The following is a 21,713-nucleotide window of genomic DNA, read 5'->3' on the forward strand; positions in this document are numbered from 1 at the left end:
ACCACAGGCTGGAATACTGCGGGGTCCCCGTGGGATCTGGCTTGCCGGCGATAGGGCCACTACAGGCAATACACACCTAAAGGGCTTGCACGGCATCGAACCGCCCCGCCAACCCCTGTTCAGCAAACTGCTCCACCACAAAATCGATGAACGCCCGGGTCTTGCCCGGCATCAGCTTGTGCTCGGCAAAATACAGGCTGATATGCCCGTCATCCACGTACCAGTCCGGCAACACTCGCCGCAGCCGACCACCCTGCAAGTAAGGCACGGCAAACGGCAGGCTCACCAGGGCAATCCCCAGCCCCTGCTCCGCCACCGCGCAAGCCGCGTCCGAATCGCTCATGGTCATCGCCTGGCGCAGTTGCATCGGCTGTTGCACCTGCCAGCGGCTGGTCAACGGCCACGAGCGGACTCGCCCGGTCTGCGGTGAGCGGATCAGGATGCCATCGTGCCGCTGCAGCACCTGCGGGTCGTCGATCGGTGCGTGCCGCTCCAGGTAGGCCGGTGCTGCCACCAGCACCCGGTGGGCCGGGGTCAGCTTGCGCGCCACCACCCCCGGCGGCAGATCGAAACCACCGCCAATCGCTGCATCGAAGCCTTGGCCGATCAGGTCGACCTGGCGGTTGTCGAAATGCCAATCCGGGGTAATGGCCGGGTAGCGGCGCAAGAACTCGCCCAGCAAAGGCAACACATACAAACGCCCGAACACCGTGCCCATGCTCACCCGCAACAGCCCGGCTGGCTGGCCTTCGGCGCTGGCCAGGTTGGCCACGGCGTACTGGATAGTGCGGAAGCTGTCGCCGACCTCGCCAAGAAAACGCTGCCCCGCCTCCGTCAGGGTCAGCTTGCGGGTACTACGCTGGAACAACCGCACGCCCAGGCGCGCCTCCAGCTGGGCCACATGCTTGCCCACGGCGGCGGGCGTAATGCTCAGGCGCCTGGCAGCCTCGGCAAAACTGCCAACTTCGGCACTGCGGATGAAGCATTCCAACGCGTTGAACGATTCCATGGCCATGATTAGCAACCAAAGGTTTACTCTGCCGATAGTGATTGCCATCTTATCAGCAGGTAATCAAGCGCCGATACTTTGCCCATCCAAGGCATTTCGGCCTGGCTTCCAGCAGGAGATCAGCATGTCCAAGCAACTTTCACTCGAAGGCAAAGTGGCCCTGGTTCAGGGCGGTTCCCGCGGCATAGGCGCAGCCATCGTGCGGCGCCTGGCCCGCGAAGGTGCGCAGGTGGCCTTCACCTATGCCAGCTCCGCAGGCCCGGCAGAAGAACTGGCCCGCGAAATTACCGAAAACGGTGGCAAAGCCCTGGCCCTGCGGGCCGACAGCGCCGACGCAGCCGCCGTGCAACTGGCAGTGGATGACGCCGTGAAGGCCTTCGGCAGGCTGGATATCCTGGTCAACAACGCCGGTGTGCTGACGGTGGCACCGGTGACCGAATTCGACCTGGCCGACTTCGACCGCATGCTGGCGGTAAACGTGCGCAGCGTGTTTGTCGCCAGCCAGGCCGCAGCGCGCTACATGGGCCCGGGCGGACGCATCATCAATATCGGCAGTACCAACGCCGAGCGCATGCCCTTTGCCGGTGGAGCGCCTTACGCCATGAGCAAGTCGGCGCTGGTTGGCCTGACCCGTGGCATGGCGCGTGACCTGGGGCCACAGGGCATTACCGTGAACAACGTACAGCCGGGGCCGGTGGACACCGACATGAACCCCGCCAGCGGCGAGTTTGCCGAGAGCCTGATCCCGTTGATGGCGATTGGGCGGTATGGCGAGCCGGAAGAGATTGCCAGCTTTGTGGCGTACCTGACGGGGCCGGAGGCGGGGTATATCACCGGGGCAAGTTTGACGATCGATGGCGGGTTTGCAGCTTGATTTGATGGGTTGCATGTTCTGGCCCCATCAGGAACACCACAGGCCTTGAACCTGTGGTGTTCCTGATGGGGCCAGAACAGGATGGTTGATTGAGAACTAAACATTGGTGTCATGCCTGATACTTCTTGATAATTCCCCCGCTTGACTACTGCCCGCCACGAGATCCCCATGAACGCCCCCACTCTCAGCCGCGCCATGATCCTGCTGATGGCCACTGCCACCGGCCTGGCCGTGGCCAGCAACTACTACGCCCAACCGCTGCTGCACAGCATCGCCCAGCAGTTCGGCCTGAGCACTGCCAGCGCCGGCAGTATCGTCATCGCCGCGCAGCTCAGCTATGGCGCCGGCCTGTTGCTGCTGGCGCCACTGGGTGACCTGTTCGAGCAGCGCCGGCTGATCACCGTGATGACCGCCATTGCTACCCTGGGCCTGGTGATCAGTGCCTGTGCGCCGAGCCTGCCTTGGCTGCTCCTCGGCACGGCGCTGACCGGGTTGTTCTCCGTGGTGGCGCAGATCCTCGTGCCCATGGCTGCGGCCCTCAGCGAGCCGCATCAGCGTGGGCGCGCAGTCGGCACGCTGATGAGCGGCCTGCTGCTGGGCATCCTGCTGGCACGTACCGCTGCCGGCTTCATGGCCGAGCTGGGCGGCTGGCGCAGCATCTACGTGCTCGCCGCTGTGCTGATGGCGATCACCGCCGTGGCGCTGTACCGCAACCTGCCGCAGCACCACAGCCATGCCGGGCTGAAGTACCCGGCGCTGATAGGCTCGGTGTTCCGGCTGTTTATTGAAGAACCGGTGCTGCGCCTGCGCTCGCTGCTCGGCCTGCTGGCGTTCAGCCTGTTCGCCCTGTTCTGGACGCCCCTGGCGTTTCTGCTGACCAAGGGCCCGTACCATTATTCGGATGCGGCGATCGGCCTGTTCGGCCTGGCCGGTGCGGCCGGTGCGCTGTCGGCCAACTGGGCCGGGCGCCTGGCCGACCGCGGCAAGGGCGCGCTGGGTACTACCGTGGGCCTGGTGGTGTTGCTGCTGTCGTGGGTGCCGCTGGGCTTTGCCGAGCACTCGTTGCTGGCCCTGCTGCTGGGTGTGCTGTTGCTCGACCTGGCGGTGCAACTGGTGCACGTGAGCAACCAGAACGCGGTGATCGCCCTGCGCCCCGAGGCACGCACGCGGCTGAACGCCGGGTACATCACCTGCTACTTCATTGGCGGGGCGCTGGGGTCGTTGCTGGGCACGCAATTGTTCCAGCACCAGGGCTGGATGGGCATTGTGGTGGCGGGCTTGGTGATTGGCGGGCTGGCGTTGCTGGTGTGGCTTGTATCTGCCCGCAAAACCACCGTGTAACCCCAGTGGGCGACAATGCACCGCACTACCCTCCGTCGCATGGTCGTTGACTTGCCTGGCCGGGCAGCGCTCATTAGGCGCTGGTCAATGCCCTTTCCCGACAGGACGACGTTATGACAAGACTCACGGTGCAATCCGGCGATTTCTTGCAAGGTGAAGGCGAGTATCGCAATGGATCGCTCACACTCAAGACCCCGCGTAGCCCTTCCCCGGGTGAGCGGATTTCCCTGTCCCGCATCAGCGACCTCAGGCTGGCCAGCCTCGAAACCAACCGCAGCCTGGGCAGCGCCCTGGGCTGGGGCGTCGCCGGGGCCCTGGTGGCCGGGCCGGTGGGGCTGCTTGCCGGGCTGTGGCTAGGCGGCAAGGAGCAAGAAGCCACCTTCCTGGCCACCTTCAAGGATGGGCGCAAGCTCATGGCCATTACCGACGGCAAGACCTGGTCGAAGATCGATGACAGCTGGCGCCAGCACAAGCGCCCCGCCAACCAGGGCTGAATATCGCGGGGCCTGGATCGTTTTATGCTGAAGGCGGCTGCTAAGATGCCGCCTTTTTCATGGCCTGTGCCCATCCAGGAGCCCCGCATGCCCCCGTGTCACCCCCGCCTGCCCCTGAGCCTGCTCAGCCTGGGCCTGGCCCTGCATTGCCCCCATGTGCTCGCCGAAGACAGCGTGGTGCTGGCCCCACTGCAGGTGTCCGACACCTATGCCAATGACGGCTACCAGGCTCGCCAGGCAGCGGTGGGCAGCTTCCAGCCCGCGCCCTTGCTTGATACCCCGGCCGCCATCAGCGTGTTCAGCCAGCAACTGCTGGAAGACCGCCAGGTGCGCAAGCTCAGCGAAGTGCTGCAAAGCGATGCCTCGGTTGGCGAAAGCTACGCCCCCATCGGCTACTACGAAAACTTCAACGTCCGAGGCTTCGAGCTGAATGCCGCCAGCAGCTACCGCATCAACGGCCAGACCATCGCCGGCGAGCAGAACGTGGCTTTGGAGAACAAGCAGCAGGTGGAGCTGCTAAAGGGCTTGTCGGGGCTGCAAAGCGGTGTGTCGGAGCCGGGCGGCCTGATCAACTACGTAACCAAGCGCGCCGAGGATGTGCGCAGCGTGACGGTGTCGACCAACGAACAAGGCGAACGCTACCTGGCCACCGACCTGGGTGGCTGGTTTGGCAGCGAAAAACAGTTCGGCCTGCGCGCCAACCTCGCCCATGAAGACATCCGCTCCTACGTCGACCACGCAGATGGCAAACGCGACTTCGCTTCGCTGGCATTCGACTGGCAGATCAGCCCGGATGCCACCCTGCAGCTGGATGCCGAATACCAGCACCGCGAGCAGCGCTCGGTGCCGGGTTACCAACTGCTGGGTGGCACCGAAGTGCCCCACGGCATCGACCCGGACGACCGCCTGGCTTACCAGGATTGGGCAAAGCCCGTGCAAAACGACTCGCTGAACCTGGGCGGGCGCTTCGAGTACCGCTTCAACGAGGCCTGGACCGGCACCTTGAGTGCCTCGCGCAGCAAGGTGGTGATCGACGATTACAGCGCCTTTGCCTGGGGTTCGAGCGAGGGCGCGTTCTTTGGCAGCAATGGCGACTACGACATCTACGACTTCCGCAGCCCCGACGACACCCGCCGCACCGATGAAGCACAGGCCATGCTCAACGGGCACTTCGATGCGCTGGGCGTGGGGCATGAACTGACCATGGGCACCAGTGCGCAGCGACGCACGCTGGATCAGCGCCCGTACTACAACGAGTGGCTTGGCACCGGCAACATCTACACCGGGGCCCCTGCCTTCGAGCCGTCCGACAAACCCGTCGGCGCCAGCGAACGCCGACTGGACAGCCGTCAGTACGGCTTGTTCGTCAGCGACCGCATCAGCTTCAACGACCAGTGGCAGACCGTGCTGGGCGCCCGTGAAGTGCGCCTGGATGAAAAGACCTGGGACGAGAACGGTGTTGCCGGGCGCCATACCCGCCAATACGAGTTACTGCCCAATGCTGCACTTATCTACAAGCCGCAGCCAGACACCACGCTATACGCCAGCTACGCCAAGGGCCTGTCTGCCGGCGGCACGGCACCCTGGTTTGCCAGCAACGCCGCCGAAATCCTCGCGCCCACGACTTCGCACCAACTGGAACTTGGCCTCAAGCACGACTGGCAAGGCGTGAGCTTCAGCGCCGCGCTGTTCCAGATCCGCCAGGCCTACCAGTACGCACGCCCGGACGGTGCTGGCAACTTCACCTACGTACAGCAGGGCCAGCAGAAAAACACCGGCCTGGAGCTGGGCGCCAGCGGCTGGGTGAGCCAGAACCTGCAAGTGCAGGCCAGCGCCGCAGCCATTCGTGCGCGGGTGAAAAACAGCGGTACCGATGCCTATGAAGGGCACCAGGCGATCAACGTGCCCAAGTTCCGGGCAGCACTGCACGCGCAATACTCGCTGCCGGTACCGGGCTTGGCACTGTTGGGCGGGGCGCGTTACAGCGCCAGCAAGTATGCGAGCCAGGCGGGCAATGTGGAGGTTGGCGGGTATACCGTGTTCGAGGTAGGGAGCCGGTATCGTACGCGCATTGGCGGGTATGACACGGTGCTGCGCCTGACCGTAGATAACGTGTTCGACAAACGCTATTGGCGCGATGTGGGGGATTACCTGGGGGATAATTACCTGTTCCAGGGCGCGCCACGCACGGCTCGGCTGTCGGCCTCCGTCAGCTTCTAGGTTTGTTGGGGCTGCTTTGCAGCCCATTCGCAGCACGAGGCTGCTCCTACAAGGGACTGCGCCAGTTGCAAGGCTCGCGCCCTCCTGTAGGAGCAGCCTTGCGCTGCGAATGGGCCGCAAAGCGGCCCCAATGGCCCTGAAAACAAAAAGCCCCCGTGCTTTTCAGCGCGGGGGCTCTTCGTAGAATGTGGCGGTGAAGAAGGGATTTGAACCCTTGATACGATTTCTCGTATACACACTTTCCAGGCGTGCTCCTTCGACCACTCGGACACTTCACCGTTTCTCTTCAAGCCTTGCGGCCCGTCGAGGTGCGCTAATTTAGTGAAAGACATTCCCTTTGGCAAGCACTTTTTTCAAATTTTTCATGTATTTGCATTTGGACCGCGGTGAACACTGACCGACCAGTCAGCCTTGCTGCTTTACCTGGCCTCTGGCGCTGGGTAACGTCGTCGCCACGCCAACAAAAGGACTCTGCCATGAGCGAGCTGATTACCTACCACGCCGAAGACGGCATCGCCACCCTGACCCTGAACAACGGCAAGGTCAACGCCATCTCGCCAGACGTCATCACCGCCTTCAACGCCGCGCTCGACCGCGCGATCGAAGACCGTGCAGTGGTGATCATCACCGGGCAGCCAGGCATCCTGTCGGGTGGTTACGACCTCAAGGTGATGACCAGCGGCCCGAAAGAGGCCATCAGCCTGGTCACTGCCGGCTCCACCCTCGCCCGCCGCCTGCTGTCGCACCCGTTCCCGGTGGTGGTTGCCTGCCCGGGCAATGCCGTGGCGAAGGGTGCCTTCCTGCTGCTATCGGCCGATTACCGCATTGGCGTCGAAGGCCCGTACAAGGTGTGCCTGAACGAAGTGCAGATCGGCATGACCATGCACCATGCCGGTATCGAACTGGCCCGCGACCGCCTGCGCCGCTCAGCTTTCCACCGGTCGGTGATCAACGCCGAGGTGTTCGACCCGCACGCGGCGGTTGATGCCGGCTTCCTCGACAAGGTGGTGCCGGCTGAGCAACTGCAAGAAGCGGCACTGACGGCGGCGCGTGAATTGAAGAAGCTGAACATGCTGGCGCACAAGAACACCAAGCTGAAAGTGCGCAAAGGCCTGCTGGAGGCGCTGGACAAGGCGATCGAGCTGGACCAGCACCATATGGGCTGATAATCGACTCACCCCTGCGCTCACGCTCCTACAGGGAAAGTGGGCGCAGCACCTGAATTTGCCCGAACCAGTGCACACCCGTACACTCCGGCGACCGTCTGGTGTGAGTCGTACCATGCTTTATTCCTTGCGCATGCTTCTGCTGGCGCTGCATTTCCTTGTGGTTGGCGTCGTGGGCCTGGTCATTGGCCTGTGCCGCCCTTTCAACCCCGACAACAGCCGGGTATTCGCCCACCTCTACAGCCGGCCGGCCACCTGGCTGATGCGCATCAAGGTCAAGGCCGAAGTCGGCCCGCTGTGGGACCAGCCCCCCGGTTGCGTAATCATCGCCAACCACCAATCCAACTACGACCTGTTCGTGGTGGGCCAGGCGGTGCCACGACGCACCGTGGCCATCGGCAAGAAGAGCTTGGGCTGGGTGCCGCTGTTCGGCCAGCTGTTCTGGCTGGGCGGCAACGTGCTGATCGACCGCAAGAACAGCTACCAGGCCCGCAAGGCGCTGCAGGAAACCACCCGCGTGCTGCAGGATGACACCTCGATCTGGGTATTCCCCGAAGGCACGCGTAACCCTGGCGAACACTTGCTGCCCTTCAAGAAAGGCGCGTTCCACATGGCCATCGAGGCAGGTGTGCCGATTGTGCCGGTGTGCGTCAGCCGCTACGCCACGCGCATGAACCTGAACAGCTGGCGCCAGCGCACGGTGGTGGTGCGCTCGCTGCCGCCCATTGCCACCACCGGCATGACTCAAAAGGACATTCCGGCGCTGATCGAGCAGTGCCGGGTGCAGATGCAGCAATGCATCGACCGCATGGAACACGAGCTGGCCTGAAGCGGGTTGCTCTTGGGCCGGCTACGGCCCAAGCTGTACCCCGTGTTCAACCGGAATAAGCGGGCAACCATGGGTCGAGTCGTGGCATCGGCGGTGTACAGCGCCGGCAGAAAGGTCACCAACATCAGCATCGACGAAGGCAGCGAGTGGGCGCGCAAGCCGGGGCACTTTGTGTGGATCGGCCTGGAAGAGCCCAATGCCGAGGAGCTGGCCAACCTGCAATGCCAGTTCAACCTGCACGAACTGGCCATCGAAGACGCCCTGGAAAAGCACAGCCGGCCCAAACTGGAAACTTTCGGCGACGCGCTGTTCATCGTCACCTATTCGCCAGTGCGCCACGAAGGCAAGCTGGAGTTCATCGAAACCCATATCTTTGCCGGCAACGGCTACATAATCACCTGCCGAAATGGCCACTCCAAGTCCTACGCCCTGGTGCGCCAGCGCTGCGAGGCCCGGCCGCTGCTGCTGGAGCACGGTGAAGACTTTGTGCTGTACGCCCTGCTCGACTTCGTCACCGAGAACTACCAGCCGGTCAGCGAGGCCATTCATGGCGAGATCGAAGAGCTGGAACAAAGCGTGCTCGGCGGTTCCTTGCAGGAAGACGACATCCGCCGCCTGCACAGCCTGCGTCGCGACATCCTGCGCCTGCGCCGCTATGTGGCGCCGATGGTGGAAGTGAGCGAGGAGTTGCAGCGCCTGAGCTTCCCGTTTATCGACAAGAACATGCGCCCGTACTTTCGTGATGTGCAGATCCACGTGACGCGGCAGATGGAAGACCTGGCCGGCATCCGTGACATCGCCAGCCAGACCATCGAGATCGGCATGCTGCTGGAGTCGTCACGGCAGAGCATCGTGCAACGCAAGTTCGCGGCCTGGGCGGCGATCCTGGCGTTCCCAACGGCGATTGCCGGGATTTACGGGATGAACTTTCAGAACATGCCGGAGCTGGGGTGGCACTATGGGTATTTCGGGGTACTGGGGGTGATCGTGCTGGGGTGTACGGGGTTGTTTGCCAGCTTCAAGAAGTCTGGCTGGCTCTAAGATTGCCAGGGCCGCTTTGCGCCCCATCGCGACACAAGGCCGCTCCCACAAGGTATCACGATCAATCTGTAGGAGCGGCCTTGTGCCGCGATGGGCTGCGCCGCAGCCCCCGGTCATCACGCTGCGTTATCTTTACTCGCCGGCTGCTGGATAAAGCGCATCATCCACTCCCCAACCAGGTCGCCCTGGTGCTCGCTGGCCAGGCTGGCCACGGCCTTGTGGTACACCTCATCCCCCAAATACTCCTGGCGGGCATCCAGCAGCGCGCGGGAGTAGTCGTGCACGAACTCCGGGTGGCCCTGGAAGCACAGCACCTGGTCACGAATGTGGTACGCCGCATTCGGGCAGAAATCGCTTGAAGCAATGACCGTGGCGCCTTCCGGCAATTCGGTGACCTGGTCCTGGTGGCTGATCAGCAAGGTCAGCTCCGACACCTCCGGGTCCATCCACGGCGCATGGGCCGCCAGCGAGTAGCGATGGATGCCCACGCCCCAGCCCTTCTCTGCCCGCTCGGCCTTGCCACCCAGGGTCAACGCCAGCAACTGATGGCCAAAACACACACCCAACAGCTTCTCGCCACGCTCGTACAGTTTCAGCAAGTAGGCCTTGAGTGTCTGGATCCAGGCATCGGTACCGAACGAATCGGCCTTGCTGCCCGTCACAAGGTAGGCATCAAACACTTCATTGTCGGCGGGGTAGTCGCCGTGCATCACGTTGTAGACACGAAATTCGGCGGCGATCGGCTGACGCGAGAAGAGCTGCTCGAACATCCTGCCGTAGCCCTGGTACTGCGCCGTCAACTCCGGTCGCAGGACATCGGTTTCAAGGATGCAGATGCGTAACGACATAGGGGTAGTCCTGAACGACATGGGTGGGAATCTGCTGTAGAGACTGACGCGAAAGGCACGTACAAGCAAGTAGGCTGCACTGACGAACGGTCACATTTCGTCGGTACGTGCCTGGCAGTTGCGCCACTGTCTAGCCAGAGCATGCCAGCCAGATGGCACATGGCCTCATAGCGAATGGAAATCACCGGACCAGACAATTAGAACAAAGGGTTCTCAAACATGGATCACACACCCCCTACTGTTGGTTGTATATCCACTTTCAAGAGGCAGGCAGTTCTGGCACCACGCGGTGCCACTGTGATCGACCCGAAGCGCGACAAGGAAGCCAACGGGTATTCAGGAATAACAACAAGAAGGCGGTCCGCCATGTTCAGACAATCAAAAATTCGCCAAGCTGGGCTCATTCTGTTTGCCACGACTTTGCTGTTGATCTTGCCGAACCTGACACGTTTGTTCGGCTGACAGCGGCGGTGGCGCCAACAGGCAGCGCACAGGTAACCTGCCGGCCTTGATGGTCGGAGATTGCCCATGCGCCACTGCCTTGCCCTGTTTGCGTTGTTCCTGAGCCTGCCGCTGTCGGCGGCGCAACTGCACCTTGAACTGGGCACCAGCGCGCGCGAGTGGAGCAGCGCCGAGTTGCTCGGCCACCCACAGGCCCAGGATATCAGCGTCGATCAGGATGTTTCCTACAAACGCCCCATGCACTATCGGGCGGTGCCGTTGGCCACGCTGCTTGTAGGCGTGAGCCCAAGCGATCACCTGCAAGCCGTGGCACTGGATGGCTTTGCCGCCGAGATGCCCGCCGCACCGCTGCTGCAGCAAGGGCCGGCACGGGCCTGGCTGGCCGTGGAAGACCCCGACAAGCCGTGGCCCGCACTGGGCAAGGGCAAACCCAGCGCGGGGCCGTTCTATCTCGTGTGGACTGAGCCCCGGGCCAGCGGCATCCGCCCGGAGCAGTGGCCATTCCAGATTTCTACCCTGCGTAAACTGGCGGCTGTCGAGACGCGGTTCCCGGCATTGCTCCCCGACCCGAAGTTGCCAGCTGACAGCTCCGTGCGCCAGGGCTTTGCCTTGTTCCAGCAGAACTGCATGGCGTGCCACCGCCTGAACGGCGCCGGGGATGCGCAGATGGGGCCGGATTTGAATATGCCGCACAACCCGACCGAGTATTTTCAACCAGGTTATTTGCGCAAGTTGATTCGCGACCCGCAAAGCCTGCGGCAGTGGCCACAGGCAAAGATGCCGGGGTTTACTGAAAGTGTACTGAGTGAACAGGAACTGGATGCGTTGCTGGCCTATCTGGGGCATATGGCCGGGCGCAAACCGTAAGCGCAGCGTGTGCTTTTTCGCGGGCTTGCCCGCTCCCACAGGATCACCACAGGGCTAAACATTGTGAGATATCTCTGGGAGCCCCGCGAAAAAGGCAACGGATACCTTCAGGCAGTCTGCCGTTCGTGCTTGACGCCCCACCCTTCCACCTCCCCCCCATAAGGTGTCACCAGTTGCTCAAAGGTCTCTTCAAAGTCGCCAATACCGCCATAGGTGGCGTACATGACCTTGCTCAGTTCCAGGTGCCAGGCACCGTCGCCCAGCTCTTTCACCTGGGCATTGAGCGATTCGCCACGAAACTGCCCGGCGGCACGGCGTGCCCCTGCTTCGTCGGGGAATACGGCATAGAACTCGATGGGGTGGATCTGGGTGAAGTCGAAACCGCCTGCTTTCATCTGGCGCAGGACGTTGGTGCTGATATCGTCGTTCTGGCTGCTCATGAATCGTCCTCCTGAATAAAGCAATGGATAGACTTTCCGTGCACTACGCACCTGCCGGCAATCAATGGCCGAACAGTCCGAGCTGATGCAAGACGCGAATTGAAACGGCGCCAACCCGCAGAATAGGCGGGCACCTTTCATCATCGTAGCGCCTGAACAGGCGCCACGCAAACGTGTGGGTCAAGGCGCTTCGTGGATGCTGGTGATGGTCACCCCACTATGCTCCTTGAGCCAGCGGGCGGTCGGGGAAATGGTGCGGTCCTGGAAGTCGTTGAGGTCCAGCTCGTCCATCACCGGGAACAGCTGCGAACGGATGGCCCTTGCAGCTTCCTCTTCGCTGGGACGATGCTCAGCCCGCAGCATCATGGTGGACGGTTCGCCTTTTTGATCGGCAAAAGTGACTTCCCACTCTTTCATTGAACAAGTCCTCCCAATCCAGAGACACCAAGGTGTGATGCCTGATCAACTGACCTTGGGGCTGGGAGAATGTTCAGTCTGTTGGTGCCTCATCACGCGGCAAGCCCGCTTCCACAAGGTAATCCACTGGCCTAAAGCACGGTGCAGCACCTGTGGGAGCGGGCGAGCCCGCGAATGGGCCCCTTTTGCAGCCTTACTTCGGTGTGCCGTGTACCACACCGGCCGTGTTATCCAGCAGGCTCTTGGTCGCCGTCTGGATATACGCTTCCAGCTTTTTCAGCATTTCCGGCTGGTCCGGGCTTTCGATCAGTTCGGCCTTGAACTCGCTGCCCAACTGATAGCGGTACATGCGCGGTGTCATGTCCTTGGACTCGATCAGGATGCGGTCGCCTTGCACCAGGCCGACGATCTGCTCGCTGCCCGACGGCTTGATCATGCCCACGCCCTGGTCGCCCTCAGGCAGGTTGAGCAGGTCACGGCCCCAGCACTGGTGGCGGGCCTCGCCACCCAGGCGGCCCATGATGGTCGGCACAATGTCGACCTGGGTACCCACGGTGTGGTTCACCGCACCAAACTTCTCCTGAATGCCCGGGGCAATCAGCAGCAGCGGCACGTTGAAACGGCCCAGGTCCAGTTCGGTGACTTGCTGGTGGTTGCCAAAGCCATGGTCGCCGACGATGACGAACAGGGTTTCCTTGAAGTAAGGCTCTTTACGCGCCTTCTCGAAGAACTGGCCCAGCGCCCAGTCCGAATAACGCATGGCAGTGAGGTGCTCGTCCAGGCGGCCTTGCCCGGTGACCTTCTCGACCGGCAGGTCTTTGGGCAGCGCGTACGGGGTGTGGTTGGACAGGGTCTGCAGCAGCGCATAGATCGGCTTCTTGCCGTCGTGCTTGGCCAGTTCCTCGTTGCCGCGGTCGAACATGTCCTGGTCGGACACGCCCCAGGTCGGGTCGGAGAACACCGGGTTGACGAAGTCGTTACGGCCGATGAAGGTGGTCATGCCCTGGTTGCCGAAGAACCCGGACTGGTTATCCCAGGCAAAATCGCCGTTGTAGACGTACACGTCGTCGTAATCACGGGCGCTGAGCAGTGCCGGCAAGCCAGACAGCTTGTGGCCACCTTCCGGGGTCTGCATCAGGTATTCGAAGCCTGGCAGGTTGGGGAAGCAGGCCATGGTGGCGAACATGCCCTGGTGGGTATGGGTGCCGTTGGAGAAGAAGCGGTCGAACAGCAGGCCTTCTTTGGCCAGCTTGTCGAAGTACGGGGTGATGTTGTTGGGGCTGCCCAGCGCGCCCACCGAGTGGCCGGCGAAGCTTTCCATCAGGATCACCACCACGTTCTTGATCGGCAGGGTGCGCTCGGCCGGCGGCACGAAGTCGCGGCGGATGGCAGCCTCGTCGGCATCGACCAGGGTGTCGTGGGGGGTCAGCAGCTGTTCGCGCACGCTTTGCGTGGCCACGTTTTGCTCCAGCACCGGCTTCCAGATATTGGCGCGGTCTTCGCCAAAGCGGCTCTTGGCAGCGTCGATCAGGGTCAGGGTGCCGTTCAGGCCCAGCTGGTTGACGAAGTTGGAGTCGGTGGTGAAGGCATCACCCCAGCGCATTGGCGGGCCTTGACGCAGGGTGCCACGGGCAGCGACCACGGCCACCAGCAGAATCACCATGAACACCGCCACGCGTTTGTACCACGGCGCAACGCGGTGCAGGCCATCGCCACGGGTGGCGCGGTCGATCCCTTTGAACAGCAGGCTCAGCAGCCAGGTGCCGAATGCCCAGGCCAGCAGGTAGCGCACCACCGGGAAACCGTACCAGAGCATGCTCATGACGGTTTTAGGGTCTTCCTTGATGTACTGGAACACCAGGCCGTTGAGGCGCTGGTGGAACTCGCGGTAGAAGTCCATTTCCATCAGGCCAAGGAACATCACCACGCTCGAGGTGAGGGTCAGCCAGAAGCGAAACACGCCCCGCCGGGCCATGGCCCAGGGGCTGAGGATGGCCAGCAGCAGCGGGATGCTGAGGTACACCACCACCCGCAGGTCGAAGCGCAAGCCGTTGAGGAAGCCTTCGGCGACAGTCGAATAAGGGGTATCGCCGATCATGTCGCTGTTGTAGACCAGCAGCGCCAGGCGCACCAGGCTGAGCATCAGCATGATCACCAGGCCGCTGAGCAGCGTGTAGGCCAAATGGGATTTCAGGGTCGGCGAAAACGACGTTCGCGCGCCCTGTTGCTTCAAGGCGTCCGTGTTAGCCATGAATGGGAAGGTCCTAGGATTGCGGTTTGCGAAGAGGCGCTGGCGCTAGACCAACGCAGCATTGTGCGGGTGCGGATTCTGTTTAAACCAATGTGAAAATTTTGTCACGGCCCCATTACCGCTTATACCTGTTACACCGGCCGCTTCCACAATGAGCACCTCGCAGGGTTCAGATGCGCACATTCCCCCGCGGCCCGGCAATCGCCCAGATCACCAGCCCCACCACCGGCAGCAGTGCGATCAACAAGATCCACAACACCTTGATACCCACCTCGCGGCCACTCTTGATCACATTGAGGATGGCCCAGATATCCAGCGCCAGAATGATCAGCCCGACCAGGCTGTTGAATGTAGACCCCATGCTTAAACTCCTTGCCCAGAGGCTTTGCTGCACAGCATAGCCAGCTATCGCACCAATAGAAGGGAATCCTTGGCCGTTGGCGCAGGTCCCTGAGTAGACTGACTGCAATAATTGATTCGAGGTTCGCATGCCCCCCGCACACAGCCAAAGCGCCGCCCCATCGTCACTGCTGCACGCCTGGCGCCAGCAGGTAGCCAACACCCCCTGGCTCAGTGCCGGCCTGGGCCTGAGCCTGCTGGCTGTGGTCGCACTGCTGGCGGCCAGCTTCTGGAACGCGGTGAACGGCGACCATGCCGATAACCTGCACCTGGCCGTGCTGGGTGGGTTGTCCGGCTTTGGCGCCACCGCGCTGGGTGCGGTGCTGGCAGTGGTGCTGCGCGACGTCAGCGCCCGCAACCAGGATGTGATGCTTGGTTTTGCCGCCGGCATGATGCTGGCCGCCAGTTCGTTTTCGCTGATTCTGCCGGGCCTGGACGCCGCCCGCGAGATCACCGGCAACGGCCCCGCTGCGGCCTTTACCGTGGTGCTGGGCATGGGCCTGGGCGTGCTGCTGATGCTGGGCCTGGACCGTTTCACCCCGCATGAGCACGAAAGTACCGGCCCGTGCGGCCCTGAGGCCGAGCGCATCAGCCGGGTGTGGTTGTTCGTGCTGGCGATCACCCTGCACAACCTCCCCGAAGGCATGGCGATTGGCGTGAGCTTCGCCAATGGCGACATGAACATCGGGCTGCCACTGACCAGCGCCATCGCCATTCAGGACATCCCTGAGGGGCTGGCCGTCGCGCTGGCCCTGCGCGCCACCGGGCTGTCGAACATGAAAGCCGCACTGGTTGCGATAGCGTCCGGGCTGATGGAGCCGCTGGGGGCGGTGATCGGGCTGGGGATTTCGACCGGCTTTGCCCTCGCCTACCCGATCAGCATGGGGCTGGCGGCGGGGGCGATGATCTTTGTGGTAAGCCACGAGGTGATCCCCGAAACCCACCGTAACGGGCACCAGACGGCGGCGACCCTGGGCTTGATGGGTGGGTTTGCGGTGATGATGTTTCTGGATACCGCGCTGGGCTGAGGTTTTGAGGTTGCCAGTGCCGGCCTCTTCGCGGGCTTGCCCGCGAAGAAACAAACGATGAAATCAGACGTGTACAGCGACTTTCAGGGCTTCCAGGGCCGGCTCGACCTTGATGCCCAGCTCGGCACCCAGCTCTAGCACCCGCGCCAGGTCGTTCTGGCCCACCATCACCACCTGCAGCTCGTCATCCAGCAGCTGGCTGAAGTTCAACAGCACATAACCACCGGCTTCTTTGTTCAACGCGCCCATCTGTACCTGGATGCGGTTGAGCGCGGTGAGTGGCTCGGTGCGGGCCAGCTGCTTGGGCTTGAGGGTAAACGGCACGCTGTTGTCGAACGAGTCTCTGATCTGCTGGAACAGGTCCTGGTAGCTGTCGGCCTGGAACACCACCGTGTCCGGCAGGCTGCCCAGCACCACCCATTCGCCCAGGGGGATGGGGAAGCTGTCGTCGTAGTTGATGTCCGGGTTGGCTGCCAAGAAAGCGGCCGGGTCGGCGTAGGCCTGGGCGGCCTCGTCGGCGATGCGCTCGATGTCGGCCTCACGCATGCAGCCGGCGCCAATGAGGCTGATGAATTCGAGCAACTGAGTTTTCATGAAAGGGGGCCTGCGACGGGTGAAAAGTCGCCAAGGATAGCCGCAAATGCCCCCTTGCGGTTAGCCGGCCAGCGTTTGCAAGCGTGCAGCAGCGTCCACCGCACCCATGGTTTGCGCCGCCATCAGCGCGGTGGCGCCGCGGGCATCCTGGCGCGCCGGGTCGGCGCCTTGGGCCAACAGGTATTCAAGGATTTCGCTGCGGTTGAACATGGCCGCCAGCATCAACGCGGTGCGCCCGTCCTGCGCAGCGGCGTCCACCGGCACGCCGTGCTCCAGCAGCAGGCGGATCATCGCCAGGTCCCCCTTGAATGCAGCACCGGCAATGGGCAACTGGCCGTTGTCGTTGGCAATCAGCGGGTCGGCGCCCTGCGCCAGCAGCACCCGCACTGCGTCGTGGTGGCCGTGGTAGCTGGCCAGCATCAGCAGGGTGTCGCCCTTGTGGTTGCGCAAGTTGGCCGGCAGGCCACTGGCAAGCAAGCGCCCAAGCATTTCGGCATCGCCCTGGCGGGCACGTTCGAATACCTGCTCTGCGAATGCAGCGGTTTCGTCATCGGTCATGGTGGCGGGCGCGGTTTGGCTGGACATCGGGAACCTCCTGGCATAAATGATTGCCCAAGTCTTTGTCAGGCACGCCATTGCGGTCAAAGGTTCAGATTCTATAGGGCCGATAGGTAAAGCCGGATCCGTGCAAAATGCACTGTGCAAAATGCACGACCATGCAACCTGCACGGTGCCGCCTCTGAAAACAACACATAAGTTCCTGTATTTACTGGTTTTTTTTACAATCAAGTTCTGGCACGGTCGCTGCAACCATCAACTCATGTCTGCCACATAACAGCCAGGAGTTGATATGGACCTCATCCAGCAAAAGTTCGTCTCGGTATTTTCGGCCTATCAAGTGAACACCCAGGCGCGTCCTGATGGCGGGGTGTTGCTTACCCTGCGCGCGACGGATGGCAAGGTGACCCGCCGGGTGTTGACCTATGGGCAACTGCACAGCGCCGAACAGCTGTCCTGGGCAATCAGCGCCATCCGCCGTGACTTGGCTGAACAGGCCAGTGAATTGCCAGTGATTGGCATGCTGCAAAGCCAGCAACGGTTTGCCCTGCCGACCTACCGCTGAGTTTTGTGTTGCCTGATCTGCCTTCTTCGCAGCACAAGGCTGCTCCTACAAGTGAACGCGACCGCCGACCGGACGCGATCCCCTGTAGCAGCAGCCTTGTGCTGCGAAGAGGGCGGCAAGGCCGTCAGAATTGGTCAATCCCCAGAAACGCTCGCGCAGTCGCATCCCCGGTAAACTGCGCCTGCACGCCTTGCTCGCTGCCATACAGACGCAGCGCCAGGCAAAACGGCGTATCGCCCAGCTCTACCCAGCGAGGCGTGCCCGCTGGCACCACTAGCTGGTCACCCTTCTCGCACAGCACCGAATAGACCCAGCCCCCCAACCGCAGGCCAACCTGAGCACGTCCACTGACCACGGCAAACACCTCTTCGGCGCCATGCACATGCTCATCGCGTACATCGGCCTGCACCGGGGCTTCACCGTCACGGTTCAATAACACGTAGGCCTTGCTGCCGTGTGCCGTCATCAACTGGTCCAGATGCTCACGGCATACGTCCAGCACCTCGTCTTGTGCTGTGCCGGGCCGCACCCGCAGGCCATGCTCGCGGTGGGTAAAACGCACGCCCTGTTCAGCCAGGGTGGCGGCGATGTCCTCGTGGTGGGTCAGCACCTTGTTCGGCAGTTCCGGGCTGGCGGGGTGGAAAACGCTGAGAATGCTCATCAGGGGCGGGTCCTGGTCGGTTGCGAACAAAGGGCAATGATAACGGCTGCAGCCAAGGCTGCGGCACTGGCCATACCAAAGGTGAAGGTGGGGCCCAGCAGTTTCCAGCTGTAGCCCGAATACAATGCCCCCAGCGCGCCGCCGGTGCCCGACAGCGCCGCGTACAATGCCTGGCCTTGGCCCTGCTGGCGGGCGCCGAAACTGGCTTGCACGAACGCGATGCTGGCAGCGTGGAAGCAGCCGAAGGTGGCCGCGTGCAGCAGCTGGGCGAAGATCAGCACGGCCGGTTCATGGGCCAGATTGCCCAGCAACAACCAGCGCAGCGCCGCCAGCAGGAAGCTGACCAGCAATACGCGTTGCACACTGAAGCGCGCGAACAGCCGGCTCATGACCATGAACATCAGCACCTCGGCCACCACCCCCAGCGCCCACAGCAGGCCGATGGCACTGCGGCTGTAGCCCAGGTGCTCCAGGTGCAGGGTAAGGAAGGTGTAGTACGGCCCGTGGCTGAGTTGCATCAGCGCCACACAGGCGTAGAACGCGATCACACCCGGGGCACGCAGCTGCTGCACAAAACCACCCGCCCCGCTGCGCTCGCCCTGCTCCACCGGCTGGGCATTGGGCACCCACAGGCTGGCGGCGACAATGCCGGCCATGATCGTGACCAGGGCCACCGGGTAGATGTCCAGGCTCAGCCATTCGAACAGGCGGCCCAGGCCAACCACCGTCAGGATGAAGCCGATCGAGCCCCACAGGCGCACCTGGCTGTAGCGCGCTGTTTGCCCGTGCAGGTGGGCCAGGGTAATGACCTCGAACTGCGGCAGCACGGCATGCCAGAAGAACGCGTGCAGGGCCATCACCAGCGCCAGCCAGGCGTAGCTTTTGCCGAAGAAGATCAGGGCGAAGGTGGCCAGGGTAGACAACGCGCCCAGGCGCACGATCAGCAAGCGCTGGCCGGTACGGTCGCCCAGCCAGCCCCACAGGTTGGGGGCGATGCAGCGCATCAGCATGGGGATGGCCACCAGCTCGCCGATGCGCGCCGGGGAGAAGCCCAGGTGGTCGAAGTACAGCGCCAGGAAGGGGGCGGTGGAACCTAGCAGGGCGAAGTAAAAGAGGTAGAAGCTGGACAGGCGCCAGTAGGGGATGGGTTGCATGGATTTACCGTCTGAACCGGCACCCACCTGTAGAAGCAGCCTTGTGCTGCGAAAGGGCCGGTGTCGCCATAGAGATGTGTGCTTGCTGCACCGGCCCTTTCGCAGCACAAGGCTGCTCCTGCAAAGAGCGGGCCGGCGCAAGCAACACGGTCAGAGCTGGCCCAGCACCGGGGTGGTTACCTTCACATCGGCATTCTGCGCGCGGTGGCGCAGCAGGTGGTCCATCAGCGCGATGGCCATCATCGCCTCGGCGATCGGCGTGGCGCGGATGCCCACGCACGGGTCGTGGCGGCCTTTGGTGATGACGTCCACCGGGTTGCCGTCGACGTCGATCGAGCGGCCCGGGGTGGTGATGCTGGAGGTCGGTTTCAGCGCCAGGTGGGCAACGATTGGCTGGCCCGAAGAAATGCCGCCCAGGATGCCGCCGGCGTTGTTGCTGAGGAAGCCTTCCGGGGTGAGCTCGTCACGGTGCTCGGTGCCGCGTTGGGCCACGCTGGCGAAGCCGGCGCCGATTTCCACGCCCTTGACCGCGTTGATGCTCATCAGCGCGTGGGCCAGTTCTGCGTCCAGGCGGTCGAAGATCGGTTCGCCCAGGCCCGGCATCACGCCCTCGGCCACCACGGTGATCTTGGCACCCACCGAGTCCTGGTCACGGCGCAGTTGGTCCATGTACGCCTCCAGCTCCGGCACCTTGTCCGGGTCGGGGCTGAAGAAGGCGTTCTGCTCCACCGATTCCCAGGTCTTGAACGGGATTTCGATAGGGCCCAACTGGCTCATGTAGCCACGAACGGTGATGCCCTGGGTGGCCAGGTACTTCTTGGCGATGGCACCGGCGGCCACGCGCATGGCGGTTTCGCGGGCCGAGCTGCGGCCACCGCCGCGGTAGTCGCGGATGCCGTACTTGTGGTGGTAGGTGTAGTCGGCGTGGGCCGGACGGAACAGGTCCTTGATGGCCGAGTAGTCCTTGGACTTCTGGTCGGTGTTGCGGATCAGCAGGCCAATCGAGCAGCCGGTGGTGCGGCCTTCGAACACGCCGGAAAGGATTTCCACCTCATCGGCTTCCTGGCGCTGGGTGGTGTGCCGGCTGGTGCCGGGCTTGCGCCGGTCGAGGTCGTGCTGCAGGTCGGCCAGGGAAATTTCCAGGCCCGGTGGGCATCCATCGACAATGGCGACCAACGCCGGGCCATGGCTTTCGCCAGCGGTGGTGACAGTGAACAGCTTGCCGTAGGTATTACCGGACATGGACGCTCCGCGAGTTCTGCCTGAAATGGACGAAAGCGGCAGTATACAGATGGATTGGTTGTCTGTACTGGCCCTATCGCCGGCAGGCCAGCTCCCAGAGGTAATCTACAAGGCCTGGGCCTGTGGTAGACCTGTAGGAGCTGGCTTGCCGGCGATGGGGCCGATCCTGCAACACACCACCCTAGAACCTTCCCGCAAACACTGTGTCAAACCTTCATCTTTCCATGTAGTACCGCATGATGTCGCGCCTCGTCGCCTTGCTCTTCCTGCTGTGCACCGGCCTGGCCCAGGCCGCCGCCCCTACTGTGCTGCAACGCCCGATCGACCTGGACACTGGCCAAGGCGTGCTGCACGGCAGCCTGCTGCTGCCGCAACAGGCCACCCCGCCGCCGGTGGTGCTGATCATCGCTGGCTCCGGCCCCACAGACCGCGACGGCAACAACCCGGCGTCGGGCCGCATCGACAACCTCAAGCGGCTGGCGCTGCTGCTGGCCAACGAGCATATCGCCAGCGTGCGCTACGACAAACGTGGGGTGGCTGCCAGCCAGCCGGCCACGCCCGATGAGCGCGACCTCAGCGTGGAGCGCTACGTGGCCGATGTGATCGCCTGGAGCCACAAACTCAAGGCCGACCCGCGCTTCGGCCCGCTGATCCTGGTCGGCCATAGCGAAGGCGCGCTGATCGCCAGCCTGGCCGCCGAGCAGGCCGGCGCCAGCGCAGTGATCACCTTGGCCGGCAGCGGCAGGCCGCTGGCCGACGTACTGCGCGAGCAACTGGCCCAGCGCCTGCCCCCGGCGCAACTGGCCGGTGGCAGCGCCCTGCTCGACCGCCTGCAGGCCGGGCAAACCAGCCTGGAAGTGCCCGCGCCACTGCGCCAGGTGTTCCGCCCCAGCGTGCAGCCGTACCTGATCTCGCTGTTCCAGCAGAACCCGGCGGCAGCCTTCGCCCGCCTGCCCATGCCCGCATTGATCGTGCAGGGGCGCAACGACGTGCAGGTGGACGTCACCGACGCCGAACGGCTGAAGGCGGCCAAGCCGGATGCGCAGCTTGTGCTGATCGACGGCATGAACCACATGCTGCGCATCAGCCCCAGGGGCATGAGCCAGCAGCGCGACAGCTACCTCAACCCCGAGCTGCCGCTGGCGCGCGAGCTGGGGGAGCGAATTGTGACGTTCATCCAGCATTTGCCTTCGGCGTGAGGTAAGGGCTCAGGTCCGTGGCAAGCCTGCCGATACAGCAGGCATAGCCGAGGA

Annotated in this window: 22 protein-coding genes and 1 tRNA gene; 11 read left to right on the forward strand and 12 right to left on the reverse strand. The window is 63.1% G+C overall.

Going from position 1 to position 21,713, the window contains the following annotated elements; translation table 11 throughout:
• Positions 1–76 precede the first annotated feature (76 nt).
• Complete coding sequence (locus tag SB756_RS18965; protein ID WP_410911399.1) at positions 77–1,015, reverse strand: LysR family transcriptional regulator; 939 nt, start codon at positions 1,013–1,015, stop codon at positions 77–79.
• 118 nt (positions 1,016–1,133) lie between these two features.
• Here SB756_RS18965 and SB756_RS18970 point away from each other — a divergent pair, with 118 nt between their 5' ends.
• The 4 genes from SB756_RS18970 to SB756_RS18985 all read left to right on the forward strand — a co-directional run bounded on the left by SB756_RS18970 (position 1,134) and on the right by SB756_RS18985 (position 5,938).
• The gene (locus SB756_RS18970) at positions 1,134–1,883 is read left to right on the forward strand and encodes a 3-oxoacyl-ACP reductase family protein (protein ID WP_410911400.1); all 750 of its coding nucleotides are present in this window, start codon (positions 1,134–1,136) and stop codon (positions 1,881–1,883) included.
• Positions 1,884–2,051: 168 nt separating this feature from the next.
• The gene (locus tag SB756_RS18975; protein ID WP_341797909.1) at positions 2,052–3,224 is read left to right on the forward strand and encodes an MFS transporter; all 1,173 of its coding nucleotides are present in this window, start codon (positions 2,052–2,054) and stop codon (positions 3,222–3,224) included.
• Positions 3,225–3,337: 113 nt separating this feature from the next.
• Positions 3,338–3,718: a hypothetical protein gene (locus tag SB756_RS18980; protein WP_341797908.1), complete on the forward strand. Its 381-nt coding sequence runs from the start codon at positions 3,338–3,340 to the stop codon at positions 3,716–3,718.
• An 87-nt stretch (positions 3,719–3,805) separates the two neighbouring features.
• Positions 3,806–5,938, forward strand: a complete 2,133-nt coding sequence (locus SB756_RS18985) for a TonB-dependent siderophore receptor (RefSeq protein ID WP_410911402.1) — start codon at positions 3,806–3,808, stop codon at positions 5,936–5,938.
• Between the two features lie 188 nt (positions 5,939–6,126).
• Here SB756_RS18985 and SB756_RS18990 read toward each other — a convergent pair.
• Positions 6,127–6,216, reverse strand: a tRNA-Ser gene (locus tag SB756_RS18990).
• Between the two features lie 198 nt (positions 6,217–6,414).
• Between SB756_RS18990 and SB756_RS18995 the strand changes: the two genes are divergently transcribed.
• From SB756_RS18995 to SB756_RS19005, 3 genes are all read left to right on the forward strand, one after another.
• Positions 6,415–7,104 (forward strand): crotonase/enoyl-CoA hydratase family protein, encoded by a 690-nt coding sequence (locus SB756_RS18995; RefSeq protein WP_341797906.1) that lies wholly within the window; start codon positions 6,415–6,417, stop codon positions 7,102–7,104.
• A 115-nt stretch (positions 7,105–7,219) separates the two neighbouring features.
• Positions 7,220–7,933, forward strand: a complete 714-nt coding sequence (locus SB756_RS19000) for a lysophospholipid acyltransferase family protein (RefSeq protein WP_341797905.1) — start codon at positions 7,220–7,222, stop codon at positions 7,931–7,933.
• Between the two features lie 69 nt (positions 7,934–8,002).
• Positions 8,003–8,974, forward strand: a complete 972-nt coding sequence (locus SB756_RS19005) for a magnesium and cobalt transport protein CorA (RefSeq protein WP_024717731.1) — start codon at positions 8,003–8,005, stop codon at positions 8,972–8,974.
• 116 nt (positions 8,975–9,090) lie between these two features.
• Here the strand turns inward: SB756_RS19005 and SB756_RS19010 are convergent, their stop codons facing one another.
• Entirely contained in the window at positions 9,091–9,822 is a 732-nt protein-coding gene (locus SB756_RS19010; RefSeq protein ID WP_341797904.1) for an amidotransferase, read from the reverse strand.
• 528 nt (positions 9,823–10,350) lie between these two features.
• Here SB756_RS19010 and SB756_RS19015 point away from each other — a divergent pair.
• Positions 10,351–11,151 carry a c-type cytochrome gene (locus SB756_RS19015; RefSeq protein ID WP_410911404.1) on the forward strand — a complete coding sequence of 267 codons (801 nt, stop codon included), beginning with the start codon at positions 10,351–10,353 and terminating at the stop codon, positions 11,149–11,151.
• Between the two features lie 107 nt (positions 11,152–11,258).
• Here SB756_RS19015 and SB756_RS19020 read toward each other — a convergent pair whose 3' ends face one another.
• From SB756_RS19020 to SB756_RS19035, 4 genes are all read right to left on the reverse strand, one after another.
• Positions 11,259–11,591: a ribonuclease E inhibitor RraB gene (locus SB756_RS19020; protein WP_016500954.1), complete on the reverse strand. Its 333-nt coding sequence runs from the start codon at positions 11,589–11,591 to the stop codon at positions 11,259–11,261.
• 180 nt (positions 11,592–11,771) lie between these two features.
• Entirely contained in the window at positions 11,772–12,008 is a 237-nt protein-coding gene (locus SB756_RS19025; RefSeq protein ID WP_016500955.1) for a hypothetical protein, read from the reverse strand.
• Between the two features lie 193 nt (positions 12,009–12,201).
• A complete protein-coding gene (locus SB756_RS19030; RefSeq protein WP_410911406.1) occupies positions 12,202–14,259 on the reverse strand; it encodes an LTA synthase family protein in 2,058 nt (685 codons plus the stop codon).
• A gap of 169 nt (positions 14,260–14,428) precedes the next feature.
• Positions 14,429–14,620 carry a PLD nuclease N-terminal domain-containing protein gene (locus SB756_RS19035; protein ID WP_258655678.1) on the reverse strand — a complete coding sequence of 64 codons (192 nt, stop codon included), beginning with the start codon at positions 14,618–14,620 and terminating at the stop codon, positions 14,429–14,431.
• Between the two features lie 127 nt (positions 14,621–14,747).
• Between SB756_RS19035 and SB756_RS19040 the strand changes: the two genes are divergently transcribed.
• The gene (locus SB756_RS19040; protein WP_410911408.1) at positions 14,748–15,686 is read left to right on the forward strand and encodes a ZIP family metal transporter; all 939 of its coding nucleotides are present in this window, start codon (positions 14,748–14,750) and stop codon (positions 15,684–15,686) included.
• Positions 15,687–15,749: 63 nt separating this feature from the next.
• Here SB756_RS19040 and SB756_RS19045 read toward each other — a convergent pair whose 3' ends face one another.
• Together SB756_RS19045 and SB756_RS19050 are read right to left on the reverse strand one after the other, a co-directional pair.
• Positions 15,750–16,280, reverse strand: coding sequence for a hypothetical protein (locus SB756_RS19045; protein WP_410911409.1), 531 nt, complete (start codon positions 16,278–16,280; stop codon positions 15,750–15,752).
• A 60-nt stretch (positions 16,281–16,340) separates the two neighbouring features.
• On the reverse strand, positions 16,341–16,865 hold the full coding sequence (locus SB756_RS19050; RefSeq protein ID WP_341797901.1) for an ankyrin repeat domain-containing protein: 525 nt from the start codon (positions 16,863–16,865) through the stop codon (positions 16,341–16,343).
• A gap of 265 nt (positions 16,866–17,130) precedes the next feature.
• Here SB756_RS19050 and SB756_RS19055 point away from each other — a divergent pair, with 265 nt between their 5' ends.
• Entirely contained in the window at positions 17,131–17,403 is a 273-nt protein-coding gene (locus SB756_RS19055) for a DUF3509 domain-containing protein (protein ID WP_016500960.1), read from the forward strand.
• Between the two features lie 124 nt (positions 17,404–17,527).
• On the opposite strand, the gene SB756_RS19060 is transcribed toward SB756_RS19055, so the two are convergent.
• The 3 genes from SB756_RS19060 to aroC form a co-directional block, all read right to left on the reverse strand.
• The gene (locus tag SB756_RS19060) at positions 17,528–18,064 is read right to left on the reverse strand and encodes an oxidase (protein WP_410911411.1); all 537 of its coding nucleotides are present in this window, start codon (positions 18,062–18,064) and stop codon (positions 17,528–17,530) included.
• Positions 18,064–19,218, reverse strand: a complete 1,155-nt coding sequence (locus SB756_RS19065; protein WP_341797899.1) for an MFS transporter — start codon at positions 19,216–19,218, stop codon at positions 18,064–18,066. Before SB756_RS19065 ends, SB756_RS19060 begins: the two co-directional genes overlap by 1 nt.
• A gap of 150 nt (positions 19,219–19,368) precedes the next feature.
• Positions 19,369–20,460 carry a chorismate synthase gene (gene aroC, locus SB756_RS19070; RefSeq protein WP_016500963.1) on the reverse strand — a complete coding sequence of 364 codons (1,092 nt, stop codon included), beginning with the start codon at positions 20,458–20,460 and terminating at the stop codon, positions 19,369–19,371.
• 236 nt (positions 20,461–20,696) lie between these two features.
• Here aroC and SB756_RS19075 point away from each other — a divergent pair, with 236 nt between their 5' ends.
• The gene (locus tag SB756_RS19075) at positions 20,697–21,659 is read left to right on the forward strand and encodes an alpha/beta hydrolase (RefSeq protein WP_341797898.1); all 963 of its coding nucleotides are present in this window, start codon (positions 20,697–20,699) and stop codon (positions 21,657–21,659) included.
• Positions 21,660–21,713 lie beyond the last annotated feature (54 nt).

The organism is Pseudomonas sp. SIMBA_068, from assembly GCF_046534705.1.
Taxonomy (GTDB): Bacteria; Pseudomonadota; Gammaproteobacteria; order Pseudomonadales; family Pseudomonadaceae; genus Aquipseudomonas; species Aquipseudomonas putida.

What these genes read in the sequence shown, in the direction of transcription:
- SB756_RS18965 (WP_410911399.1), bottom strand. Translation starts at nt 1,015, where the DNA reads ATGGCCATGGAATCGTTCAACGCGTTGGAATGCTTCATCCGCAGTGCC.
- SB756_RS18970 (WP_410911400.1), top strand. Translation starts at nt 1,134, where the DNA reads ATGTCCAAGCAACTTTCACTCGAAGGCAAAGTGGCCCTGGTTCAGGGC.
- SB756_RS18975 (WP_341797909.1), top strand. Translation starts at nt 2,052, where the DNA reads ATGAACGCCCCCACTCTCAGCCGCGCCATGATCCTGCTGATGGCCACT.
- SB756_RS18980 (WP_341797908.1), top strand. Translation starts at nt 3,338, where the DNA reads ATGACAAGACTCACGGTGCAATCCGGCGATTTCTTGCAAGGTGAAGGC.
- SB756_RS18985 (WP_410911402.1), top strand. Translation starts at nt 3,806, where the DNA reads ATGCCCCCGTGTCACCCCCGCCTGCCCCTGAGCCTGCTCAGCCTGGGC.
- SB756_RS18995 (WP_341797906.1), top strand. Translation starts at nt 6,415, where the DNA reads ATGAGCGAGCTGATTACCTACCACGCCGAAGACGGCATCGCCACCCTG.
- SB756_RS19000 (WP_341797905.1), top strand. Translation starts at nt 7,220, where the DNA reads ATGCTTTATTCCTTGCGCATGCTTCTGCTGGCGCTGCATTTCCTTGTG.
- SB756_RS19005 (WP_024717731.1), top strand. Translation starts at nt 8,003, where the DNA reads ATGGGTCGAGTCGTGGCATCGGCGGTGTACAGCGCCGGCAGAAAGGTC.
- SB756_RS19010 (WP_341797904.1), bottom strand. Translation starts at nt 9,822, where the DNA reads ATGTCGTTACGCATCTGCATCCTTGAAACCGATGTCCTGCGACCGGAG.
- SB756_RS19015 (WP_410911404.1), top strand. Translation starts at nt 10,351, where the DNA reads ATGCGCCACTGCCTTGCCCTGTTTGCGTTGTTCCTGAGCCTGCCGCTG.
- SB756_RS19020 (WP_016500954.1), bottom strand. Translation starts at nt 11,591, where the DNA reads ATGAGCAGCCAGAACGACGATATCAGCACCAACGTCCTGCGCCAGATG.
- SB756_RS19025 (WP_016500955.1), bottom strand. Translation starts at nt 12,008, where the DNA reads ATGAAAGAGTGGGAAGTCACTTTTGCCGATCAAAAAGGCGAACCGTCC.
- SB756_RS19030 (WP_410911406.1), bottom strand. Translation starts at nt 14,259, where the DNA reads ATGGCTAACACGGACGCCTTGAAGCAACAGGGCGCGCGAACGTCGTTT.
- SB756_RS19035 (WP_258655678.1), bottom strand. Translation starts at nt 14,620, where the DNA reads ATGGGGTCTACATTCAACAGCCTGGTCGGGCTGATCATTCTGGCGCTG.
- SB756_RS19040 (WP_410911408.1), top strand. Translation starts at nt 14,748, where the DNA reads ATGCCCCCCGCACACAGCCAAAGCGCCGCCCCATCGTCACTGCTGCAC.
- SB756_RS19045 (WP_410911409.1), bottom strand. Translation starts at nt 16,280, where the DNA reads ATGAAAACTCAGTTGCTCGAATTCATCAGCCTCATTGGCGCCGGCTGC.
- SB756_RS19050 (WP_341797901.1), bottom strand. Translation starts at nt 16,865, where the DNA reads ATGTCCAGCCAAACCGCGCCCGCCACCATGACCGATGACGAAACCGCT.
- SB756_RS19055 (WP_016500960.1), top strand. Translation starts at nt 17,131, where the DNA reads ATGGACCTCATCCAGCAAAAGTTCGTCTCGGTATTTTCGGCCTATCAA.
- SB756_RS19060 (WP_410911411.1), bottom strand. Translation starts at nt 18,064, where the DNA reads ATGAGCATTCTCAGCGTTTTCCACCCCGCCAGCCCGGAACTGCCGAAC.
- SB756_RS19065 (WP_341797899.1), bottom strand. Translation starts at nt 19,218, where the DNA reads ATGCAACCCATCCCCTACTGGCGCCTGTCCAGCTTCTACCTCTTTTAC.
- aroC (WP_016500963.1), bottom strand. Translation starts at nt 20,460, where the DNA reads ATGTCCGGTAATACCTACGGCAAGCTGTTCACTGTCACCACCGCTGGC.
- SB756_RS19075 (WP_341797898.1), top strand. Translation starts at nt 20,697, where the DNA reads ATGATGTCGCGCCTCGTCGCCTTGCTCTTCCTGCTGTGCACCGGCCTG.